At 37.9% G+C, this 20,758-nt stretch carries 15 protein-coding genes; 9 read left to right on the plus strand and 6 right to left on the minus strand.

Features of this window, described 5'->3' with window-relative positions:
* Window positions 1-443: 443 nt before the first annotated feature.
* From dnaA to gyrB, 4 genes are all read left to right on the plus strand, one after another.
* On the plus strand, window positions 444-1,835 hold the full coding sequence (gene dnaA / locus ACG916_RS16765; protein ID WP_004818188.1) for a chromosomal replication initiator protein DnaA: 1,392 nt from the start codon (window positions 444-446) through the stop codon (window positions 1,833-1,835).
* Window positions 1,836-1,945: 110 nt separating this feature from the next.
* Complete coding sequence (gene dnaN, locus ACG916_RS16770) at window positions 1,946-3,094, plus strand: DNA polymerase III subunit beta (RefSeq protein ID WP_004718933.1); 1,149 nt, start codon at window positions 1,946-1,948, stop codon at window positions 3,092-3,094.
* Window positions 3,095-3,118: 24 nt separating this feature from the next.
* On the plus strand, window positions 3,119-4,201 hold the full coding sequence (gene recF / locus ACG916_RS16775; protein WP_004718931.1) for a DNA replication/repair protein RecF: 1,083 nt from the start codon (window positions 3,119-3,121) through the stop codon (window positions 4,199-4,201).
* Window positions 4,202-4,253: 52 nt separating this feature from the next.
* Window positions 4,254-6,722, plus strand: coding sequence for a DNA topoisomerase (ATP-hydrolyzing) subunit B (gene gyrB, locus ACG916_RS16780; RefSeq protein ID WP_034613335.1), 2,469 nt, complete (start codon window positions 4,254-4,256; stop codon window positions 6,720-6,722).
* Between the two features lie 170 nt (window positions 6,723-6,892).
* Here gyrB and ACG916_RS16785 read toward each other — a convergent pair whose 3' ends face one another.
* Both ACG916_RS16785 and ACG916_RS16790 read right to left on the minus strand, forming a co-directional pair.
* Window positions 6,893-7,900 (minus strand): putative solute-binding protein, encoded by a 1,008-nt coding sequence (locus ACG916_RS16785; protein WP_004718925.1) that lies wholly within the window; start codon window positions 7,898-7,900, stop codon window positions 6,893-6,895.
* A 1,020-nt stretch (window positions 7,901-8,920) separates the two neighbouring features.
* On the minus strand, window positions 8,921-10,855 hold the full coding sequence (locus ACG916_RS16790) for an ATP-binding cassette domain-containing protein (protein ID WP_419330619.1): 1,935 nt from the start codon (window positions 10,853-10,855) through the stop codon (window positions 8,921-8,923).
* Between the two features lie 451 nt (window positions 10,856-11,306).
* On the opposite strand from ACG916_RS16790, the gene ACG916_RS16795 reads away from it, so the two are divergent.
* Window positions 11,307-12,311, plus strand: coding sequence for a putative solute-binding protein (locus tag ACG916_RS16795; RefSeq protein ID WP_419330652.1), 1,005 nt, complete (start codon window positions 11,307-11,309; stop codon window positions 12,309-12,311).
* A 64-nt stretch (window positions 12,312-12,375) separates the two neighbouring features.
* On the opposite strand, the gene tyrS is transcribed toward ACG916_RS16795, so the two are convergent.
* Window positions 12,376-13,590, minus strand: coding sequence for a tyrosine--tRNA ligase (gene tyrS / locus ACG916_RS16800; protein WP_419330617.1), 1,215 nt, complete (start codon window positions 13,588-13,590; stop codon window positions 12,376-12,378).
* 82 nt (window positions 13,591-13,672) lie between these two features.
* Between tyrS and ACG916_RS16805 the strand changes: the two genes are divergently transcribed.
* Window positions 13,673-14,800, plus strand: a complete 1,128-nt coding sequence (locus ACG916_RS16805) for an anhydro-N-acetylmuramic acid kinase (RefSeq protein ID WP_035370790.1) — start codon at window positions 13,673-13,675, stop codon at window positions 14,798-14,800.
* A gap of 192 nt (window positions 14,801-14,992) precedes the next feature.
* Window positions 14,993-15,835: an alpha/beta fold hydrolase gene (locus ACG916_RS16810; protein ID WP_004818192.1), complete on the plus strand. Its 843-nt coding sequence runs from the start codon at window positions 14,993-14,995 to the stop codon at window positions 15,833-15,835.
* A gap of 70 nt (window positions 15,836-15,905) precedes the next feature.
* Here the strand turns inward: ACG916_RS16810 and erpA are convergent, their stop codons facing one another.
* From erpA to ACG916_RS16825, 3 genes are all read right to left on the minus strand, one after another.
* Entirely contained in the window at window positions 15,906-16,241 is a 336-nt protein-coding gene (gene erpA, locus ACG916_RS16815; protein WP_004718915.1) for an iron-sulfur cluster insertion protein ErpA, read from the minus strand.
* A gap of 129 nt (window positions 16,242-16,370) precedes the next feature.
* Window positions 16,371-17,375 carry a putative solute-binding protein gene (locus ACG916_RS16820; RefSeq protein WP_004818193.1) on the minus strand — a complete coding sequence of 335 codons (1,005 nt, stop codon included), beginning with the start codon at window positions 17,373-17,375 and terminating at the stop codon, window positions 16,371-16,373.
* A gap of 370 nt (window positions 17,376-17,745) precedes the next feature.
* Window positions 17,746-18,210, minus strand: coding sequence for a hypothetical protein (locus tag ACG916_RS16825; protein ID WP_419330615.1), 465 nt, complete (start codon window positions 18,208-18,210; stop codon window positions 17,746-17,748).
* Window positions 18,211-18,412: 202 nt separating this feature from the next.
* Here ACG916_RS16825 and ACG916_RS16830 point away from each other — a divergent pair, with 202 nt between their 5' ends.
* Both ACG916_RS16830 and ACG916_RS16835 read left to right on the plus strand, forming a co-directional pair.
* Window positions 18,413-19,480, plus strand: coding sequence for an alpha/beta hydrolase (locus ACG916_RS16830; RefSeq protein WP_419330613.1), 1,068 nt, complete (start codon window positions 18,413-18,415; stop codon window positions 19,478-19,480).
* A 301-nt stretch (window positions 19,481-19,781) separates the two neighbouring features.
* On the plus strand, window positions 19,782-20,348 hold the full coding sequence (locus ACG916_RS16835; RefSeq protein WP_004718908.1) for a peptidylprolyl isomerase: 567 nt from the start codon (window positions 19,782-19,784) through the stop codon (window positions 20,346-20,348).
* Window positions 20,349-20,758 lie beyond the last annotated feature (410 nt).

Raw genomic sequence — 20,758 nt, forward strand, 5'->3', positions numbered from 1 at the left:
AATTTAATTTCTTAATTTTAAATTTAAAAATCGTATTGCTTTGAATTTAAATTCATAACTGAAGCTTTATCCACAGAAATCCTGATCCTTATAAATAAATTCAAATTTAAAATTTATATTTATTATTATTAGGGAGCATTTTTTCTGTGGAAAACCGCTTTTTTAAGATAAATAATAATAACTTACCCTGTGAGTATCCATGTTTCTATTAATTTGATGGATTGTGGATAACTTTCTGTGATAATTTATCCACAGCTTGTGGAAAACCTTATCCACAACTGCTTTGAATTTGAATTTATTTACAGAAGGTTGCTTTTTTGAGCGAATTAGATTGAATTAACCATGACAGATGTGGATAACTTGGTTAGAATGGCGACCCCTTCACCTACAGGGTAGGGGTAAATAGTCTTTTTTGAATTTAGAATTGAATGAAGGGGTTTCACATGCTTTGGACGGACTGCTTAACTCGCTTGCGACAAGAGCTCTCTGATAATGTCTTTGCCATGTGGATTCGTCCTTTGGTTGCAGAAGAAGTCGAAGATACTTTAAAACTGTATGCACCCAATCCATATTGGACTCGCTACATTCAAGAACATCATTTAGAACTGATTTCTATTTTGGCAGAACAATTATCTGAAGGTCGTATTCGCAAAGTCGAAATTTTAGTCGACTCGCGTCCTGGTGCAATTCTTTCTGCTGCTGAACAGCCTGCTACCACAACGGCAGCGCTTGAAAGTTCTCCGATGCCTACACAGCATGTCAAAGCCAAAAAAGACAAAGAATATGAAGTTGTTTCTGCAAAAAATGTGAAGAAACGACAACTTAACCCATTATTTAACTTTGCTTTATTTGTTGAAGGTCGTTCAAACCAAATGGCGGCTGAAACTTGCCGCAAAGTTTTAACACAACTCGGTGAATCTCAACATAATCCACTCTTTTTATACGGCCCTACAGGCTTAGGTAAAACGCATTTAATGCAAGCGGTTGGGAATGCATTATTACAGGCAAAGCCAAATGCGCGTGTGATGTATATGACTGCGGAAAGCTTTGTCCAAGACTTTGTCAGCTCTTTGCAAAAAGGCAAGGTTGAAGAATTTAAAAAGAATTGCCGTTCTTTAGATTTATTGTTGGTTGATGATATTCATTTGTTGGCAGGTAAAGAAGCCAGTCTTGTTGAATTTTTCTATACATTCAATGCTTTATTGGATGAATCTAAACAAATTATTTTGACCTCTGACCGTTATCCAAAAGAATTAACTGAATTGGATCCGCGTTTAGTCTCGCGTTTTTCATGGGGACTATCGGTTGGGGTTGAACCACCAGATATTGAAACACGTATCGAAATTTTGCTGAAAAAAGCCGAAAGCAGTGGCATCGATCTGCCTCGAAATTGCGCTTTATTTATTGCACAACAGGTTGTTGCCAATGTGCGAGAGCTTGAAGGCGCTTTAAACAAAGTTGTGGCAATCTCACGTTTTAAGGGGTCTGCAATTGATCTAGAAGTGGTGCGTGAATCATTGAAAGATGTCTTGGCAATTCGTGCCCGTACCATCAGTACTGAAAACATTCAACGCGTAGTGAGTGAATACTTCCGTATTCCATTGAAAGAATTGGTGGGACCAAAACGCACACGTATTTACGCACGACCACGTCAGTTGGCGATGGGGCTTGCGCGTGAGCTTACTGGAGACAGTTTCCCTGAAATTGGGATGGCATTCGGTGGTCGTGACCACAGTACGGTCATGCATGCCTGTGAAAAAGTGCAAAGTTTACGCGATGAAGATCCAATTTTTAATGAGGATTATAAAAACCTCATGCGCCTGTTACAAAGTTAAAATTTGTACAAATTATGCGCTTGCAATGCGGCATAAACTGCCGCATAGTACGTCATTAAAAAAAATTTATTACCCACATTTTTGTCATATTTAGTTAGAGGAATTCCACCGTGCGTTTGAAAATCGCGAAAGAGAGCTTACTTAATGTTTTGTCCCATGTGGTTGGAGCAGTTGAACGTCGCCATACTTTAAACATTCTTTCAAACGTGAAAATTCAAGCTACAAATCAAGCCCTTACGATTACAGGATCGGATTTGGAAGTGGAGCTTGTGGCAAGTACAACTCTAGCTGAAGGTGCATGTTTACAAGCAGGGGAAACCACAGTTCCTGCACGTAAGTTGGTCGATATTTGTAAATCTTTACCAGCAGCAGCTTTGATTGATTTGCAGATCACTGAAGATCAACGCTGTATTTTAAAATCTGGAAACAGCCGTTTTGTTTTAGGAACCTTGCCTGCTGAAGATTATCCATTGTTAACCAATGAAAATAGCCAAGGCACTCAAGTTCAAGTCACTGAGCGTGAATTAAAACGTTTATTTGAAAAAACTTCATTTGCCATGGCTGTGCAAGATGTACGTTTTTACCTGACAGGTACATTATTAGAAATTGATGAAAATCAATTGCGCGCAGTCACTACCGATGGGCACCGTTTAGCGCTGTGTGAAACATTAGCGTCTTCAACCGCTGCACAATTGGTTCAAGCCATTGTTCCACGTAAAGCAGTCGGTGAGTTACAACGTCTTTTAAGTATCGAAGATGAGCAATTGACCTTGTTAATTGGTCGTGAATTGTTAAATGTTACCATTCAAACCTCTAGCCGCGACAAAGAACAAGGCGATATTACGGTACGTTTCACAACAAAATTAATTGATGGGAAATTCCCTGATTATCGTCGTGTGATTCCACGTGGCGGTGACAAAGTTGTAAATATTCCACATGATGTATTTAAGCAATCCTTACAACGTGTTGCGATTTTAAGTAATGAAAAATTACGTGGTGTATTCTTAAACTTTAATGCTGATTCTTTGCAATTACGTGCCAATAACCCTGAGCAAGATGAAGCGATTGAAGATTTAGCTATTCAATATGCCAATGCGCCGATGGAAATGTCGTTTAATGCGCAATATATTTTAGATGTATTAAGCGTTTTAGATGGTGATGATGTCGCAATGACCATGTCTGAAGCGAATCAGTCGGTATTGGTACAAGATCCAACCCAATCTAATCAAACTTATGTTGTGATGCCGATGCGTGTTTAATTGATTTATTTTTAAATCATAGCCATGCATATTACGCGTTTAAATATACAACGTGTTCGAAACCTCAAGACGGTTGCTCTGCATGAGTTGCAACCGTTTAATGTTTTTTATGGACAAAATGGTTCAGGCAAAACCTCGATTTTAGAAGCCATTCATTTATTGGCAACAGGTCGATCTTTTCGAACACATATCCCTAAAAATTACATTCAAAATAATCAATCAGACGCCATTGTTTTTGCCCAATCTTTAACTGAAAAGATTGGTATGCAAAAGCTGCAAAGTGGTGAGCAGTTAATTAAAGTCAATGGTGATACTGTTGCAACCCAAGGGCAGCTTGCCAAAATCTTACCGTTGCAACTGATTGACCCATTAAGTACCGATATTATTGATCATGGGGCAAAACCACGTCGCCAATTGTTGGATTGGCTCATGTTTCACGTGGAACCAGATTTCTATCATGCATGGCAATATTATTCACGCGCTTTAAAGCAAAGAAATAGCTTACTTAAAACCAAACGTAATCTGACTTTGCTCGATTTAGAGCCGTGGAACAAAATGCTCAGTGATTATGGTGAAATGTTGCATTCTCAACGGGTCGAGATTGTTGAGCAATGGAAGCTATATTTGCAAGAAGATTTGGCGCAGTTGTTACCCGATTTAAAGATTGAAATGGAATACAGTGCAGGGTTCCATGTGGAACATGGTTTGGCCAATGACTTGATTCAATATCACCAAAAAGATGTTGATCGACGTTATACCGAGTATGGACCACATCGTGCAGATATCCGATTAAAAACCCCATTAGGTGAAGCGGATGTGGTACTGTCTAGAGGGCAGAAAAAGTTATTAATAATGGCTTTAAAACTATCACAAATTGCCATGTTACATGCCTGTAATAAAGAAACTGTGGTATTATTAGATGATGTGACAGCAGAATTAGATTTAAGCGCACAACAACGTTTAATTGAGCGATTGAGCCAACTTGGTAGTCAAGTTTTTATTACCACACTAGACCATGAATCAGTAAAAAAACATTTACATGATTTGTCTATTTCCTACCAGTTATTCAATGTTGACCAAGGTCAGGTAAGTGTTGTTGCAACATGATTTTAGATTTTAGCCAATTTTGGAAAGACCTATTTTTCACTAGGGAGAAACCATGAGTTCAGAAGATCAAATAGCTTCTCAAACAGAACCAACCATTGAAAAGGCTTATGATTCCTCTAGTATCAAAGTATTACGTGGTCTAGATGCAGTTCGTAAACGCCCAGGTATGTATATTGGTGATACTGATGATGGTTCAGGCTTACACCATATGGTATTTGAGGTCGTCGATAACGCGATTGATGAAGCTTTAGCTGGTCATTGTGATGAAATTTTAGTGACTATTCATGAAGATGAGTCAGTCAGCGTTGCAGATAATGGACGTGGTATTCCAACCGATATTCACCCGGAAGAAGGTGTCTCTGCTGCAGAAGTAATTCTTACGATTCTGCACGCAGGTGGTAAGTTTGATGATAATAGCTATAAAGTTTCAGGCGGTTTGCACGGCGTAGGTGTATCTGTAGTTAATGCACTTTCAAGCAAACTTGAACTTACGATTCATCGTGCTGGTCATATTCATCAACAAGAATATAAACATGGTGATCCGGTTTATCCGTTAAAAATTGTGGGTGATGTCGAAACCACAGGGACCATTGTTCGTTTCTGGCCAAGTACTGAAACGTTTAGCCAAACGATTTTTAATGTCGATATTTTGGCACGTCGCTTACGTGAACTTTCATTCTTGAATGCGGGTGTTCGTATTGTCCTACGTGATGAACGTGTTGCCTTAGAACATGTATTCGATTACGAAGGTGGTTTATCTGAGTTTGTAAAATATATTAACCAAGGTAAAACCCATCTCAATGAAATCTTCCATTTCACCACTCAAGCTGAAAATGGCATAGGTGTTGAAGTTGCTTTGCAATGGAATGATACCTATCAAGAGAATGTTCGTTGCTTTACCAACAATATTCCACAAAAAGATGGTGGAACGCATTTAGCTGGTTTCCGTGCAGCGTTGACACGTGGCTTAAACAGCTACATGGAAAATGAAAACTTACTCAAAAAAGAGAAAGTTGCAGTTACTGGTGATGATGCGCGTGAAGGCTTAACAGCAATTGTTTCAGTTAAAGTACCTGATCCTAAATTCTCATCTCAAACCAAAGAAAAATTGGTGTCGAGTGAAGTTAAACCTGCTGTCGAGCAGGCAATGAACAAAGCCTTTTCTGAGTATTTATTAGAAAATCCTCAGGCTGCAAAATCTATTGCAGGCAAGATCATTGATGCTGCACGTGCGCGTGATGCTGCGCGTAAAGCACGTGAAATGACACGTCGTAAGAGTGCGCTTGATATTGCCGGTCTTCCAGGTAAGTTGGCAGACTGTCAGGAAAAAGATCCAGCACTTTCAGAATTATACTTAGTCGAGGGTGACTCTGCGGGCGGTTCTGCAAAACAAGGCCGTAACCGTAAAATGCAAGCCATTCTTCCGCTCAAAGGTAAAATCCTGAACGTGGAACGTGCACGTTTCGATAAGATGATTTCATCACAGGAAGTGGGTACGCTGATTACTGCATTAGGATGTGGTATTGGCCGTGAAGAATATAACCCAGACAAGTTGCGTTATCATAAAATCATTATCATGACCGATGCTGACGTGGATGGTTCACACATTCGTACCCTGCTTTTGACTTTCTTCTTCCGTCAAATGCCAGAACTTGTGGAACGTGGTTATATTTATATTGCGCAACCACCACTGTATAAGCTGAAAAAAGGTAAGCAAGAGCAGTATATTAAAGACAATGATGCTTTAGAAACTTATTTGATTTCAAATGCGATTGATGAACTTGAATTACGTGTCAATGCTGAAGCGCCTGCAATTCGTGGCGTAGCATTAGAGAAAGTGATTGCTGATTATCAAACCTCCCAAAAGAGTTTGCAGCGTTTAACTGTACGTTATCCTGCGACCTTGCTGGATGGTTTATTGAGTCTTGAGCATTTTAAACTTGATCAAAATCATGACCAAGATTATGTACAACAATGGGGTGAAAAACTTCGTGCTGCGATTGAAACAACGCAACCAAGTTTACGTCCAGTGTTGAGCTTGGAATCGTTTGATAAAGAAACTGCTGATGGGCTTAAAACGACGATCTATTTCCCGCGTATAACGATTTATGTGCACAATTTACCGCATAGCTATTTATTAGATGCGGGTTTATTGGCATCGGGTGAATATAAGCGTTTATTGCAAAACTCGAAGAGCTGGTTCACCTTGTTAGAAGAAGGCGCTTATCTGCAAAAAGGCGAACGTAAAATCAACGTTTCGACTTTCCATCAGGTCTGGCAACACATTTTGACAGATTCACGTCGCGGTATGATGATCCAACGCTATAAAGGTTTGGGTGAGATGAATGCTGAACAGCTTTGGGAAACTACAATGGATCCTGAAAACCGTAATATGCTGCAAGTGACCATTGATGATGCAATTGAAGCCGATCGTATGTTTGCATGTTTAATGGGCGATGATGTAGAACCACGTCGTGCGTTCATTGAAGAAAATGCATTAAATGCAGATATTGATGCTTAATTAAACTCATTTTAATCAATAAAAGGGAATAAACCTCGGTTTATTCCCTTTTTTATATCCACTATTTTAATTTTGATGGTACTACTGCTTCTATTTAAAAATTTAAAGCAAAAAAACCAGCTTATCAAAGCTGGTTTTTTTGTAGACTTTAGCTTATTTCAGCTAAATTATTATTCACCACCTAGCGTACATTCAAAGTTGGCTTTATCTACTGAACAACGTGCTTTTTTCAACACAGACATCATACCTGCATCATAAATACCTTGTTTAGTCAGTTCTAAACGACCATCACGCATTAATTTTTGATATTTCAGCTTATCTTCAGCGGTTAAATTCATTTTGTATTTTGCTGGAATAGTCGCTTCTAAGCGATTAATCATAGCAAAGCTTTTTGGCAAGTTTTTCACAAAATAATCACGAGATTTTTGACCAAAACCTGCAGGGAATTTTTCAGGACGGATGACAAAGTCAGCAGTTACTTGTAATACAGGGAAGTTAAACATTGCCCCATTTGCACCTAAACCTTTTTGAATTTCAAGCGGTTTGTAAGCATAAGCTGGTGCACCGACCATATCAACTTGACCATTGTTGAATTTTGCAACAAAGTTGGTGATATCTGAAGGAACTGCTTGTGCACCAACACGTTGTACCAGAATTTTTTGAGCGCTGTCATAGCTTAACACAGCAAACTTTTTACCAGCGGCTTTTTCAATCGAGTTGATATTTTTATCACGTACAAAAATAAATGCTGAACCAAGTGGTGCAATACCAGCAACTTCGTATTTTTTACCACCCAATGTTGTGGTCATTTTTGCAGCATTACGCGCATCTAAGGCAAAAGTAATGGCTTTTTGTGCAATCGCATTACTTGGCACACCACCAATAGAGTCGATTGAACCCACAAATTTATTGTATTGACGCGCACGCATTGCAGTCATAAATACGCCATCGCATTTGCCTGCTTTAAAGTCGTTATCTGCAACAGCCTCATCTTGTTTTGGAATGAGATTGATATCAGCGCCCCAGCTTTTTGCTGATAATGCCCATTCTTGTGCCATTTGAAATGATTCACCTGACTTACCTAATAAGTCAAATACGCAGACATCTGTCGCAGCTTGAGATGCTGAACTAAATCCAACGATTGAAGTTGCAGCAATAGCGAATGCAATTTTTTTCATATTTTCGTCCTTATCTATTTATCCATCTTTAGGAACTTTTCCATAAGCGCAATATTAATCAGCTTTGTTTGAAAAAAATAGAGCATTTACTCCATTTATTATTTTTTTTTGACAATTATTGTGAATTAGCGACTTAACTCTCATTTCATCGACAATCTTTTTATAAGTAAATCAGTTTTTTAAGTCCGAGTTATGCTTTTTCATTACAAATTGTTCGAAATTCATGATCTATGTAATTTTAAATAATTTTGCTGAAATCAAAAAAAATTAGATGAATGTTCATTATAAAAAGCGATGAACGGTTAAATTTTGCACTTGAATTTTGTTCTATTATTAACCAAAATAATGTTGATAAGTATGTGGGTAACTTTGCAATTAAGCCTAAATTCGATCAATACAGACTGATTTAATCAAATATAAAAAACTTCAAAATAGTTAAAAAATGCTCTCAAAGAATGAGTCAGAAAACTGTTTAAAAATTTTAACTTATCCACAAGCAATTGATAAAAAATTTTTTAAATTCAAATGAATTGTCTTTTTTAAAGCCTTTTTCGCTATTATTTAGGTGTGCTAATATGTTCCACGGTGGAAATTGTCTATTATAAATAAAAGTTATGATTGTGTTTTGTCGATTTGAAGACGCTTTTAGGGGGAGACGTGGCTGTTGGATGCTGCTTGGAGGTTGAATAAAATAAGCTTATGATTTTTATTGGATTATTGTGCTAAAAAGCCTTCTTTTTGATCTGGGGGAATCTAGAGTAATGAGAAACAACACCTGAGCGTGTTTGCATAGCGTGGCTATGTATTGAATTACTGATGATTTATGAGAAAAGGAATAGAGCTTTAAATTTTGTTAAGGCGATGAAGTTGCGGTTAAAACTTTAAATAAATAGTTTTTATTGATTAACTTATTGATTTTTAATTATATTTTATTAAAAAGCTAGAAAAGGCATTTGCCTATTTCTAGCTAATTTGAGGGGCTTACTGTCTTTAAAAGCACTTTTTAATTAAAAGCACTTTTTAATCGAAAGAGCTTTCTAATGTTTCTAGTTCCATCATCAGTTCAAGCATTTTTTCTTCAGCTTGTTCTAATTTTACTTTTAACTCTGTCTGTTCATTCATGAGTTTGAGTAAATCATCTTTACGGTTTGCTTCATAAAGGGCTGTGTCTGCAAGTAATGCTTCAATATCTACGAGTCTAGGTTGAATTTTTCCAATTTGACTTTCAATTTTCTCGATATTTTTACGAATAGGACGGCTCAGTTCACGTTGACGAGCAGCTTCTTTACGTTGTGCTTCTTTATCGAGTTTTGAAATAGTTGGCTTTTCAATCACCTGAGATTGAACAGGTGCACTAGGCTGTTGTCCATTCTTGATCATATCGATACGTGCTTGACGTAACCACGTTGCATAATCTTGTAAATCCCCGTCAAATTCTTTGCTTTGACCTGCATGAACCAAAATAAGTTCATCACAGACTGAAGCGATCAGCTGACGTTCATGGGAAACTAAAACCACAGCACCTTCAAAATCCTGTAAAGCCATCGTAAGTGCATGGCGCATATCTAAATCTAAATGGTTAGTCGGTTCGTCGAGAATTAAAACATTTGGACGCAGCCAGACGATTAAAGCCAAAGCCAAACGCGCACGTTCACCGCCAGAGAAGCTTTCGCTTGGGGTGTCCATACGTTCACCACTAAAGCCAAAACTTCCTAAAAAGGAGCGTAATGCTGCTTCACTGATCTTTGGGTCAGCAATGCGAGAAAGTTGTAACATCGGGCTAGCATTGCCATCTAAAGCATCCATTTGGTGCTGGGCAAAATAACCAATATTGAGTAACTCAGAATCTTTACGTAAACCTTGAATCAGCGGTAAATCACCGACTAAAGATTTAATTAGGGTCGATTTACCTGCACCATTCATTCCCAGTAAACCGATACGACTGCTTGGTGTAATCTGTAAATTTACATTGGTGACAATTAATTTATCGCCATAGCCAATATCTGCATGTTCGAGTGTGAGCAGAGGTGAACTCATTTTGCTTGGTTCACGGAAACTAAAGGTAAATGGATTATCGACATGTGCAGGGGCAAGTTCTTGCATACGTTCAAGTTGTTTAATACGGCTTTGCGCTTGTCGTGCTTTAGTCGCTTTGGCTTTAAAACGGTCAATAAATTTTTGTAAGTGTGCTTTAGCTTCTTGTTGCTTTTCAAAAGCTTGTTGTTGTTGTGCTAATCGCTCAGCACGTGTGGTTTCAAAAGTAGAGTAGTTGCCGGTATATAAAGTCAGTACTTGATTTTCGATATGTAAAATATGATCTGTGATTGCATCTAAGAAATCGCGGTCATGTGAAATTAAAATGAGCGTGCCTTCATATGCCTTGAGCCAATCTTCTAACCATAAAATTGCATCTAAGTCTAAATGGTTGGTCGGTTCATCGAGTAATAGTAAGTCTGAGCGACTCATCAGGGTGCGAGCAAGATTTAAACGCATCCGCCACCCACCAGAGAAACTTGAAACCAAGAGTTCTGATTGATGCTCAAAAAAACCTAAACCAGCCATCAGTTGAGATGCTTTAGATGCAGCTGTATAGCCATGAATTTCTTCAAAACGGCTATATAAATGCGCTAACTCATCATTACTCAAATCTTCAGAATGATTTAGTTTGTCTTGGATGAGCCAATATTCTTCATCACCAGATAACACAAAATCAATAGCTTTCATATCTAAAGCTTTGATTTCCTGAGCCATATGGGCAACTGTCCATATATTTGGACGGGTTAAGCTACCGCTGTCTGACTCCATTCCACCCAAAAGTGCTGAGAACAATGTGGATTTACCCGCACCATTTACACCTGTTAAACCAATTTTCCAACCAGGATGAAGTTGCATAGACGCTTTTTGGAATAAAATGCGTCCACCACGGCGAATTGAAAGTTGGTCTAACTGAATCATAGGAAACTGACTATTGAATATCGGATGCGGTATAGTAAAGGATAAATGGTAGAGTTCAAAAAATGTATTTGATAAAAGAAGTGACAAAATGTCTTTTCTTGAGTGAAAAGCACAATAAATTGGGTAAATAGGATCAATTCAAAAAAACAAACAATGCTTTATTGTGAGTGCTTCAATAAAAAATGCGTATATCTCCAAAACCAGCAGCAATCATTAGAATATTTTAATTTTAAAACCACTCAATAAAATCAGCTCTTCCGCTTATTTTTATCAGAATTTTGTCCTAAATTTTTATCTCATCTAAAAGTTGGTTAAAAAACTAACACAAAATATCCAATTTATGTAGAATTAATCACAGTATCACCTAAAAATGTGTAGTTAAAGTAAAAGACTCGGATTGCTTTTACATCTACAAGGATAAATCTATTTATAAAAATATGGACGTTAGATGATGAATAAAATAGGATATTTACCGATTGTTTTTTCAGTTTTTTTTTCACCTCTGCTACAGGCAAAACAAAATGTGTGTGTGTTTGATTTACTGGGTAAAGCGGATGAATCTTATAAACTCATGGAAGAATGGGCTTTAGCTGCCAAAGCATGGGGCGCTGATATTAATTTAACCGTGTATCAGTCAGAAGAAGCCGTGGATAAAAATTTTAAAACCAATAAATGTGATGCCGCTGCAATGACCACGATGCGCTCACGTGAATACAATAAATTTGGTGGATCTATTGATGCTTTGGGAGGAATTCCCAACAATGAAATTGCCAGAAGAGCGATCAACTATGCCTTGGATAAACGCAATGCAAAAAGATTGGTTTCTGAAAAAAATGGGGTCAAATATGAATTGGCAATGATTACCCCGATTGGTATTGCTTATATCTTTGTTAAAGATCGCGCAATGAATACTTTAGAAAAGGGCAAAGGTAAAAAGTTTGCCTATCTGCATTATGATCTTGCACAAAAGGTTGCTGTTGAACGTGTAGGTGCAATCGGGGTTCCTTCTGATATTTTTAATTTTGTGAAAAAATTTAATGATGGTGAGGTGGATGCGATTGCTTCACCAGCCTATGCCTATAAACCATTGGAAATTTATAAAGGTTTAGGTAGCAATGGTGCAATGTTTACTTATCCCGTAGTGAATGTGACTGCCGATTTAATTATTAAACCTGAGCAGTTTCCAGAAGGTTTTGGTATTAAGTCACGTGAGTGGGCTGTGAAGCAGTTACCAAGTTCATTTAAGAAAATAGAAAAAATGGAAGCTGAAATTCCAGCAAAATATAAATTAAATGTATCTAAGGATGATGCACTCCGTTATCAGAAATTATTGCGAGAAGGGCGGATTGAGTTAACAAAAAGAGGGGTGTACGATCCTGTGATGATGTCGGTACTGAAAAAAGCACGCTGTACGGTAGATCGCACTAACTTTGAATGTTCACTTGCAGGTGAATAAATTTATTCAATAAAAAAAGCCATCAATGTTGATGGCTTTTCTGGTTTTATTGGCTTAGACGGGATTAATCGGTAAAGGTCACTTTTGCAATGGCTTTTTTACTTGCCTGAATAACCAAAGTAACATTTTCTTTCACAGTGAAGTTTGCATCCACAACTTCCCAATCTACTTTTACGGCTCCACGTGAAACAGCATCTTTAGATTGTGCTGAATTCTTGGTTAAGCCTGCGGCACGTAAAATAGACACAATCGAGATTTCTCCATTGTATTCACCACGAGAAATAGTCACTTCAGGCGTACCTTCAGGTAGCTCACCTTCTATGATTAAGTTACCCGCACCTTTATGTGCATGTTCAGCAGCTTCTGCGCCATGGAAGCGTTCAACCAACTCAAGTGCAAGAATTTTCTTAATGTCTTGCGGATTACGACCTTCAGCCATTTCTTTGAGAAGAACGTCAATTTCGTCCATAGACTTAAAGCTGAGTAATTCAAAATAGCGTTCAATCAAGCTGTCAGGCATAGACAATACTTTTTGGTACATTGCGCCAGGGACATCAAATACACCAATATAGTTGCCTAAAGACTTCGACATTTTATTAACGCCATCCAATCCTTCTAGGATCGGTACGGTAATACATACTTGAGCTTCTTGATCATAACGACCTTGAAGAGTACGCCCCATGAGTAAGTTAAAGGTCTGGTCTGTACCACCAAGCTCAACATCGGCTTCAAGCGCGATAGAGTCGTAACCTTGAACCAAAGGATATAAAAACTCATGAATAGCAATCGGTTGATGGCTATTATAGCGTTTAGTAAAGTCATCACGTTCTAGCATACGCGCAACAGTTTGCTGCGAAGCCAATTGAATCAAATCAGCAGCGGTTTTTGTTGCAAACCACTCAGAGTTAAAACGAACTTTGGTTTTATTTGGATCAAGAATTTTAAACACTTGTTCTTGATATGTTTTGGCATTTTCTAAAACTTGTTCACGCGATAGCGGTGGACGAGTCGCACTCTTACCTGTTGGGTCACCAATCATGGCGGTATAATCACCAATCAAGAATGTGACATCATGACCAAGATCTTGAAACGCTTTTAATTTGTTAATTAAAACAGTATGACCCAAATGTAAATCTGGGGCAGTTGGATCAAATCCTGCTTTAATTTTTAAAGGACGATTTTCTTTTAGTTTCTTCAGAAGATCTTCTTCAGAAATAATTTCGTGAGTGCCTCGGCGAATGAGGGCAAGTTGTTCTTCAGCCGGCAGGAAATTTGACATTACAAAAACCCAAATACTTCAGTTAGACTATTTGTGCGATATACTAACATTTTTTCAGCATAATGCAGGCGAAGAATATCTCATGACAACAATCTATATTGGCGTAATGACTGGAACCAGCATGGATGGCGTCGATTTTGTTGCTGCTTCATTTGATCCTTTACATATCCATGCCACGCTTACAGTCGCTTTTGATCCTCATTTACGTGATGAATTGATGGCATTGACCTTACCTGATGATAATGAAATCGATCGAATGGGTAAGGCGGATGTCGCTCTTGCAACCATGATTGGCAATGGTATTAACCAACTTATACAAGAAAATAATTTAGATAAAAGCCAAATTAAAGCGATTGGTTGTCATGGACAAACTATTCGGCATCGCCCAGAACATGGGTTTACTTTACAAATTGGTGATCCAAATATTATTACGGAAATTACTCAAATTCCTGTGATTTCAGATTTTCGTCGTCGTGATATGGCGGCAGGTGGGCAGGGTGCTCCTCTAGTTCCAGCGTTTCATCAAGCTTTATTCCAACATTCAACCATTCATCGAGTGATTCTCAATTTAGGGGGGATTGCCAATGTCAGCATGCTGCCTGCTGGTGATGAGCAGAATGTTTATGGTTTTGATACAGGCCCTGCCAATATTCTTATGGATGCGTGGTGTCATCGTTATACTGGGCAACCTTATGACGAAAATGGCAATTGGGCAGCTTATGGTCAACCGATACGTTCATTGTTAGATCGCCTTCAAGCAAATGAATACTTCTCTAAAGAACCTCCAAAAAGTACAGGGCGTGAAGACTTTAACTTGGAATGGTTAGATGAGCAGATTTTAGATTGGCGTAATGATTTAGAATATGATGAATTAGAAGATACCCCTGAAAATATTCAGGCAACGTTGATGAAACTCACGACACGTGCCATCAAGAAAGCCATTTATCGTTCGCCTCTAGATACGGGTGAGGTCTATGTTTGCGGTGGAGGTGCTTATAACTCACATCTACTTGAACAACTCCGTTGGCGTCTACGTAAGCACAATTGGTCTGTACAATCGACTTCTGCATTGGGCTTAGCACCGACATGGGTAGAGGCAACTGCATTTGCATGGCTCGCCATGCGTTTTGACCAACAGTTAAGTGGCAACCTACCTGCTGTTACGGGGGCAAAAGGCTATCGTATCTTAGGCACGATTACAGCAGTTTAAAAATAAAATGATTGCTAAGGTGAGTGATACACCTTAGTAATCAATATTTACACAAGAACAAGTGAGGTATAGCAGTGTGAGATATTTTGTAGAACAATGATCGACCTGTTTAGCGCTGAGATTGTCCTTTACTGCTGTTAAAAAATAGCGCATAAGCTTCCACTATCAATAAAAATTAAAACTGAGATCACAATGAACTTAGCGATACAGAAACAGCGCATAGAATCATTTCAAAGAGAAGGCTTCAGCTTTGATGTGATAGATTCGGGTCCTTTAGATGGGCAGCCTTTTGTCTTGTTACATGGTTTTCCTGAAACCAATAAAAGCTGGCAAGAAACTGCAGAGATCTTGAATCAAAACGGTTATCGTACTTTTGCTGTCAATCAACGTGGTTATAGTTTAGGTGCACAACCGCAAAACCGCCGTGATTATAGAAGTTCTGCTTTGGTTGAAGATGTAAATGCTTTAATCGATATGATCCAACAACAGGTTTATTTAGTTGGACATGATTGGGGGGCAGTAGTGGCTTGGGATGTTGCACAACGTTATCCTGAAAAAATAAAACATTTGATTACGATTTCTGTACCGCATAAAGCAGCATTTATGCGTTCGATGTTCAGCAGTAATCAATTGTTAAAATCTTACTATATTGGTTTATTCCAATTACCCAAAATTCCAGAATTATTATTTGAGAAATTACCAAAGTTGGGTCTGGGCTTATTAAAAGATTCAGGAATGACCGCAAAACAACTCGAAGATTTCCAACAAGACATCGTGGTGGAAAAGCGTCTAAGTTCTGCATTAAATTGGTATCGGGGACTTCCATTTAGTTCAAATAAAAATTTAACCCAACCAGTTTGTGTGCCGACTTTATTTATTTGGGGCAAACATGACTCGGCGATCGGTTCTAAAAGCGTTGCCTTAAATCATCATTATGTAAAAGCAGCTTATAAAGAAATTGTGATGGATGCGACGCATTGGATTCCAGTGCAGAATGCAAAACAATTGAGCCAACATATTTTAGAAACGATTTAAGCTTGATGTCTCAACCATAAAAATGCCCTCATAAGAAGAGGGCATGATTTGATTCAAAATATGCTTTGAATTAAATGGAGAATGATGAACCGCAACCGCAAGTTGTTGTTGCATTCGGGTTTTCTACAATAAAACGTGAGCCTTCTAAGCCTTCAATATAGTCAACTTTAGAACCGACGAGATATTGATAACTCAACGAGTCAACCAACATTTTTACATCACCATTTATAAATTCAGCATCATCTTCATTCATACTTTCGGCAAAGTTAAAACCATAAGAAAATCCTGAACAGCCGCCACCCGTTACATAGACACGTAACATCAGATCTTGATTACCTTCGCTATCACGAAGTTGGCGAACTTTATTTGCAGCATTGTCAGTCAGCTCAAGTGCTTGGGCGGTCATGATATTGTTCCTCAGATTTCAAATGGCTTAAATGAAAAGACCATATATTCAGTATAACATACTCAATATATGGTCAGTGAGTGAACTTTAAAGTAAATTCAGACTAAATTTATCGGATTTAATCTAGAATTATTTGTAGTTCTCATCTTGTAGCGCACATTCAAAGTTTTTCGGATCATTTTTACAACGGAATTGCCAAAGGATTTTCATCATTTGTTTGTTATAAACACCTTGTTTGGTCAAGCTGATTCGCGATTCACGCATGAGTTTTTGATAACCAGGCTTATCACCATCTGGAACTTGCATCCAGTATTTTGCTGGAATATCTGCTTTCATTTTTCCAATAATGGTGTTTGCACGAGGCAATTGTGTTTTAATCCAATCACGAGATTTTTGACCATAGCCAGCAGGGAATTTATCTGGACGAATGATGATATTACCTGTGACTTGTAGCAGTGGGTAATTCACAATAGCGCCTTTAGTCCCTAAACCCTTATGCAGCTCTAAAGGTTTAAATACCGCTGCAGGTGCACCAATAATATCAACCTGACCATTATTGAATTTACTGCCAAAATTTGTAACATCCGCGGCAACTGCTTGAGCACCAATTTGTTGAACCATAATTTTTTGTGCTTGGTCATAGTCGAGTACTGCAATTTTTTTACCCGCTGCTTTTGCAACGGTGTTGATATTGCGGTCATTGACCATCAGGAAAGCATCACCTACTGGAATAACACCAACAACTTCATATTTTCCGCTGGTCATGTATTTTGCAAAGTTTGGATTTGCTAAGCCTTGCATGACTTTTACCGCGAGATTGAGATCTGGAATCGCACCAATTGCATCTAAAGAGCCAGTGAAACTATTAAATTGGCGGCCACGCATACCTGTGATACTGACAGCATCACATTTACCCGCTTTAAAATCTTCTGCAATAACAGATTCATTTGAATTCACTTTTAATTCCAGATCCGCACCCCAGTTTTTCGCTGCAAGTTGATAATCTTTCATTAAGGTAAACACATCACCATTTTTACCCACTAAATCAAATACACACATGACTTGTTTTGCTTGAGTGGCAGATGTTGCAAGCAAAAGACCCGCAGCAGCAATGAGAGCGTTAGACCATTTCATTATTTTTTTCCTTTCCATGATCAATATTATTCATGTTCAATTAAATCGAAGAGCTTCGACCAATAGAACTTTGTGACATCAAAAATGTATCTAGTTTAGAAAATCGTTTATTGCTAAACCCAACATGATCTATTCTGAACAATCGATTTTCCAAATCAATTGTTCGAGTTCAATGATGAATTGATGTTATTGAAATCATTGCTTGAAATGAGTCAGTTCGCAATGACCCAAATGACAAAATTTCCTCAGCAAAGAAGAAATGTCAGAAGCTATTAATTACTGAGGAAAATCATTACTTTTGCTTTTATAAATGAATAAATTGTTTGCTAAAAAGACAAAAGAATCTGGGTTAGCCCCAGATTCTTGAACATTAATCTTGGTTTTGATCTCTGTTTTTACGCTCATCACGTCTTTTATCACGTTGCTGTTGTTGATTTTGACGGTCACGCTGTTGCCACTGTTTTTGATGAGGTCGGTTGTCCCAGCGGTGGTCACGATTTGATTTATTGTTCCAATCTTTTCTATGTTGTTCCCATTGCTGCTTTTTCATTTGATCACGTTTGGCTTGTTCATATTGCCAACGTTGTTTATCCCTGTTCTTTTGGCGCCGTTCTTGTTCAATGCGCATTTGTTGTAAACGATAAGCTCGCTCGCGTTCCCAACGTTGGCGATCATTGTTTCGGTCATATCTTGGATCATAGCGTTGTCCATAGCCATAATCTCGATATACGGGTTGCCCATAGCCGCGAGAGTCATAACCATCTTCAGGAAATGCAACACAACCAACAGCAATAATAGATGTTATGAATGAAACAATTAATGCTTTTATAGCCATAAGTTGTCTCCATTTAACAAGCAAAATAGCAAAAAAAAATTCAGATATAGCAAAATAGTCAATGACAAGTCATTTAACTCAGATTAGCGTATTTAAAAATTATATTTGTATATCGATGATGAGACTTGTATAAGATTATAGTCAGTCGATACCTGATCATGTAGACAATATGAAGAATTTGAACATTTAAGGAAGAAGCGTAATGGTTGCTTTTCAACGTAGTATTCATGATTTAGTCGAAAAAGGGCAGGGTTCGGCAGGTAGGGCTTTAGATCGTTTGCCTACATTCGCTCAAGAGTCATTAACCAAGTTATTGGGTTACCCGTACCAGTTTCCTCAATTGGATAGTTTCACCAAATGTTTGATGGCAGCTCAACTTAAACAGGGCAAAGTGGGTTTTATTGGCGCAGATGTAGAGCGCTCTAGAAAGCAATTTGAATCACAAATGCAATCTATTATAAACAAACCGACCCATATCCAATTTGTTGAAGATATTCGTCTTCCGTTACAAAGTGGCAGCGTCTATGCACGCCATTACCATCCTGCACCAAATAAAAAATTGCCAATGATTGTATTTTATCATGGCGGTGGTTTTGTGGTGGGTAGTGTAGACACCCATGATGAAGTGTGTCGCTTAATTGCTGCTCATTCAAAAGTTCAGGTTTTAAGTATTGAATATCCACTCGCACCTGAAGTTGGCCCACGTGACCTAATTCAGTCTTGTGAAGATGCTTTGGCTTGGGTGTATCAAAATCGCCGTCAATTTAAAATTCTCAAAAACCGGATTGCGGTTGCAGGAGATAGTGCGGGCGGAAATATTAGCGCTGTTGTTGCACAACGCACAGTCAATACAGTGTTTGCGCCTCAAGCCCAGTTCTTGATTTATCCTGCCGTTGATTTTAAGAGTCGACATCCATCTTTCTTTGCTTATAAAGATGGCTTGGTGTTGACAGGCTCAGATATTGATTATGTGACCGACTATTATGCGACACGTTTTAATATGGCATTGGATGATCCAATCATTTCACCGACCAATGGCCAGCTAAAGAAACTTGCCCCTGCATTTGTAGTAACGGCTGGACATGATCTTTTGCACGATGAAGGTAAAATTTATGCTTATAAGTTACGTCAAAATGGGGTAAAGGTTCATTATCAGGATTATGAAGATCAAACCCACGGATTTATTAACTTAACCCCTGTTTCACGTAAAGCTAAAAAATACGTTATAGAGATGAGTAAAGAGTTCCGTAAATTCTGGGATAAGCAATAACACAATATCATCTTGTACAAATCACTTTTGTTTCACGTGGAACAAAAGTGATTGATTAAAAAATAATCAAATAAGAATAATTGTTCTATAAAGGCTAAGCACACGGATTTATCCATACAGTTCTTTTGTTGATAAAGCATCATCAACATATTCAACAACCAGTAAGGCTTATGACAGCTATATAGATATAGTCGTGAATACTGTTGAGTATTGGTAAACGTGTTTAAATGTCATTTTTCAACAGAATAAAAGCAGACTACTATGAGAGGCTTATTAATTTAAAATGTTTAAGGAAAAGAGAATGATCAAAAAAATAGGCATCGGTCTTGCTTTAGTGGTTTTGGTGAATCAAGCGTTCGCCAATACAGATATGCAAATTAAAACCAATTTAGGCAACATCAATATAGAGCTTTATGATGATCAAGCACCGATATCAGTAAAAAATTTTAAGAGCTATGTAAATAGTCAATTTTACAACGGCACCATTTTCCATCGTGTTATCCCTGGTTTTATGATTCAAGGCGGTGGTTTTGATAGCAACATGAAAGAGAAGGCTACTCAACCAGCGATCCAGAATGAATCTAGCAATGGCTTAAAGAACGTTCGTGGGACTTTGGCTATGGCACGGACTAATGCGCCAAACTCTGCAACCAGTCAATTCTTTATTAATGTTGCAAATAACGACTTTTTAAATAAGTCTGCTGGAAACCCTGGGTACGCCGTATTTGGTAAGGTGACACAAGGACTGGATATCGTCGATAAAATCGTACAGACACCAACACAAACAGTGGGTATGCACCAAGATGTACCTAAACAAGCTGTAAAAATCATCAGTATTCAAACAATAAAAACAAATGTGAAAAAATAGTTAAAAAATAAAGCAGAAATATTTTGTTCATATTTCTGCTTTAATATTAAAAGCTTACGCGACAAAAAGCCTAAAAATGAACCAAAACAGTGCATAAAAATACAACACTCAATAAAACAATCAGTTAAAAGCACTTGCGTGTGTAAGAAATTGCCCTATAATGAGCTCATCCCGACGCGATACAGCAAACGAACTTAGCTTAGAGGGTTAAGTTGTTAAATGTTTATTGCGTCTTATTTATCACTGACGAAGTGATAAATTAATCATTAAGAGAATATGAAGAACAACTTGTGTGGATTTTTACTGATTGATCGATCGAAATATTATCATTGATTGATTGGTTTAAATTACTCGAAGTTTATTTGAGAGAATTTGTCAGTACATTGATGAGCCAGAATTGTGACCTTAAG

The sequence above is a fragment of the Acinetobacter legionensis genome (assembly GCF_048552295.1).
GTDB lineage: Bacteria > Pseudomonadota > Gammaproteobacteria > Pseudomonadales > Moraxellaceae > Acinetobacter.

Bases quoted from the DNA above. Each gene is read 5' to 3' on its own strand.
- ACG916_RS16820 (WP_004818193.1), bottom strand. From the start codon at position 17,375: ATGAAATGGTCTAACGCTCTCATTGCTGCTGCGGGTCTTTTGCTTGCA.
- ACG916_RS16805 (WP_035370790.1), top strand. From the start codon at position 13,673: ATGACAACAATCTATATTGGCGTAATGACTGGAACCAGCATGGATGGC.
- ACG916_RS16785 (WP_004718925.1), bottom strand. From the start codon at position 7,900: ATGAAAAAAATTGCATTCGCTATTGCTGCAACTTCAATCGTTGGATTT.
- ACG916_RS16795 (WP_419330652.1), top strand. From the start codon at position 11,307: ATGAATAAAATAGGATATTTACCGATTGTTTTTTCAGTTTTTTTTTCA.
- ACG916_RS16790 (WP_419330619.1), bottom strand. From the start codon at position 10,855: ATGATTCAGTTAGACCAACTTTCAATTCGCCGTGGTGGACGCATTTTA.
- dnaA (WP_004818188.1), top strand. From the start codon at position 444: ATGCTTTGGACGGACTGCTTAACTCGCTTGCGACAAGAGCTCTCTGAT.
- recF (WP_004718931.1), top strand. From the start codon at position 3,119: ATGCATATTACGCGTTTAAATATACAACGTGTTCGAAACCTCAAGACG.
- gyrB (WP_034613335.1), top strand. From the start codon at position 4,254: ATGAGTTCAGAAGATCAAATAGCTTCTCAAACAGAACCAACCATTGAA.
- tyrS (WP_419330617.1), bottom strand. From the start codon at position 13,590: ATGTCAAATTTCCTGCCGGCTGAAGAACAACTTGCCCTCATTCGCCGA.
- ACG916_RS16810 (WP_004818192.1), top strand. From the start codon at position 14,993: ATGAACTTAGCGATACAGAAACAGCGCATAGAATCATTTCAAAGAGAA.
- ACG916_RS16835 (WP_004718908.1), top strand. From the start codon at position 19,782: ATGATCAAAAAAATAGGCATCGGTCTTGCTTTAGTGGTTTTGGTGAAT.
- ACG916_RS16830 (WP_419330613.1), top strand. From the start codon at position 18,413: ATGGTTGCTTTTCAACGTAGTATTCATGATTTAGTCGAAAAAGGGCAG.
- ACG916_RS16825 (WP_419330615.1), bottom strand. From the start codon at position 18,210: ATGGCTATAAAAGCATTAATTGTTTCATTCATAACATCTATTATTGCT.
- erpA (WP_004718915.1), bottom strand. From the start codon at position 16,241: ATGACCGCCCAAGCACTTGAGCTGACTGACAATGCTGCAAATAAAGTT.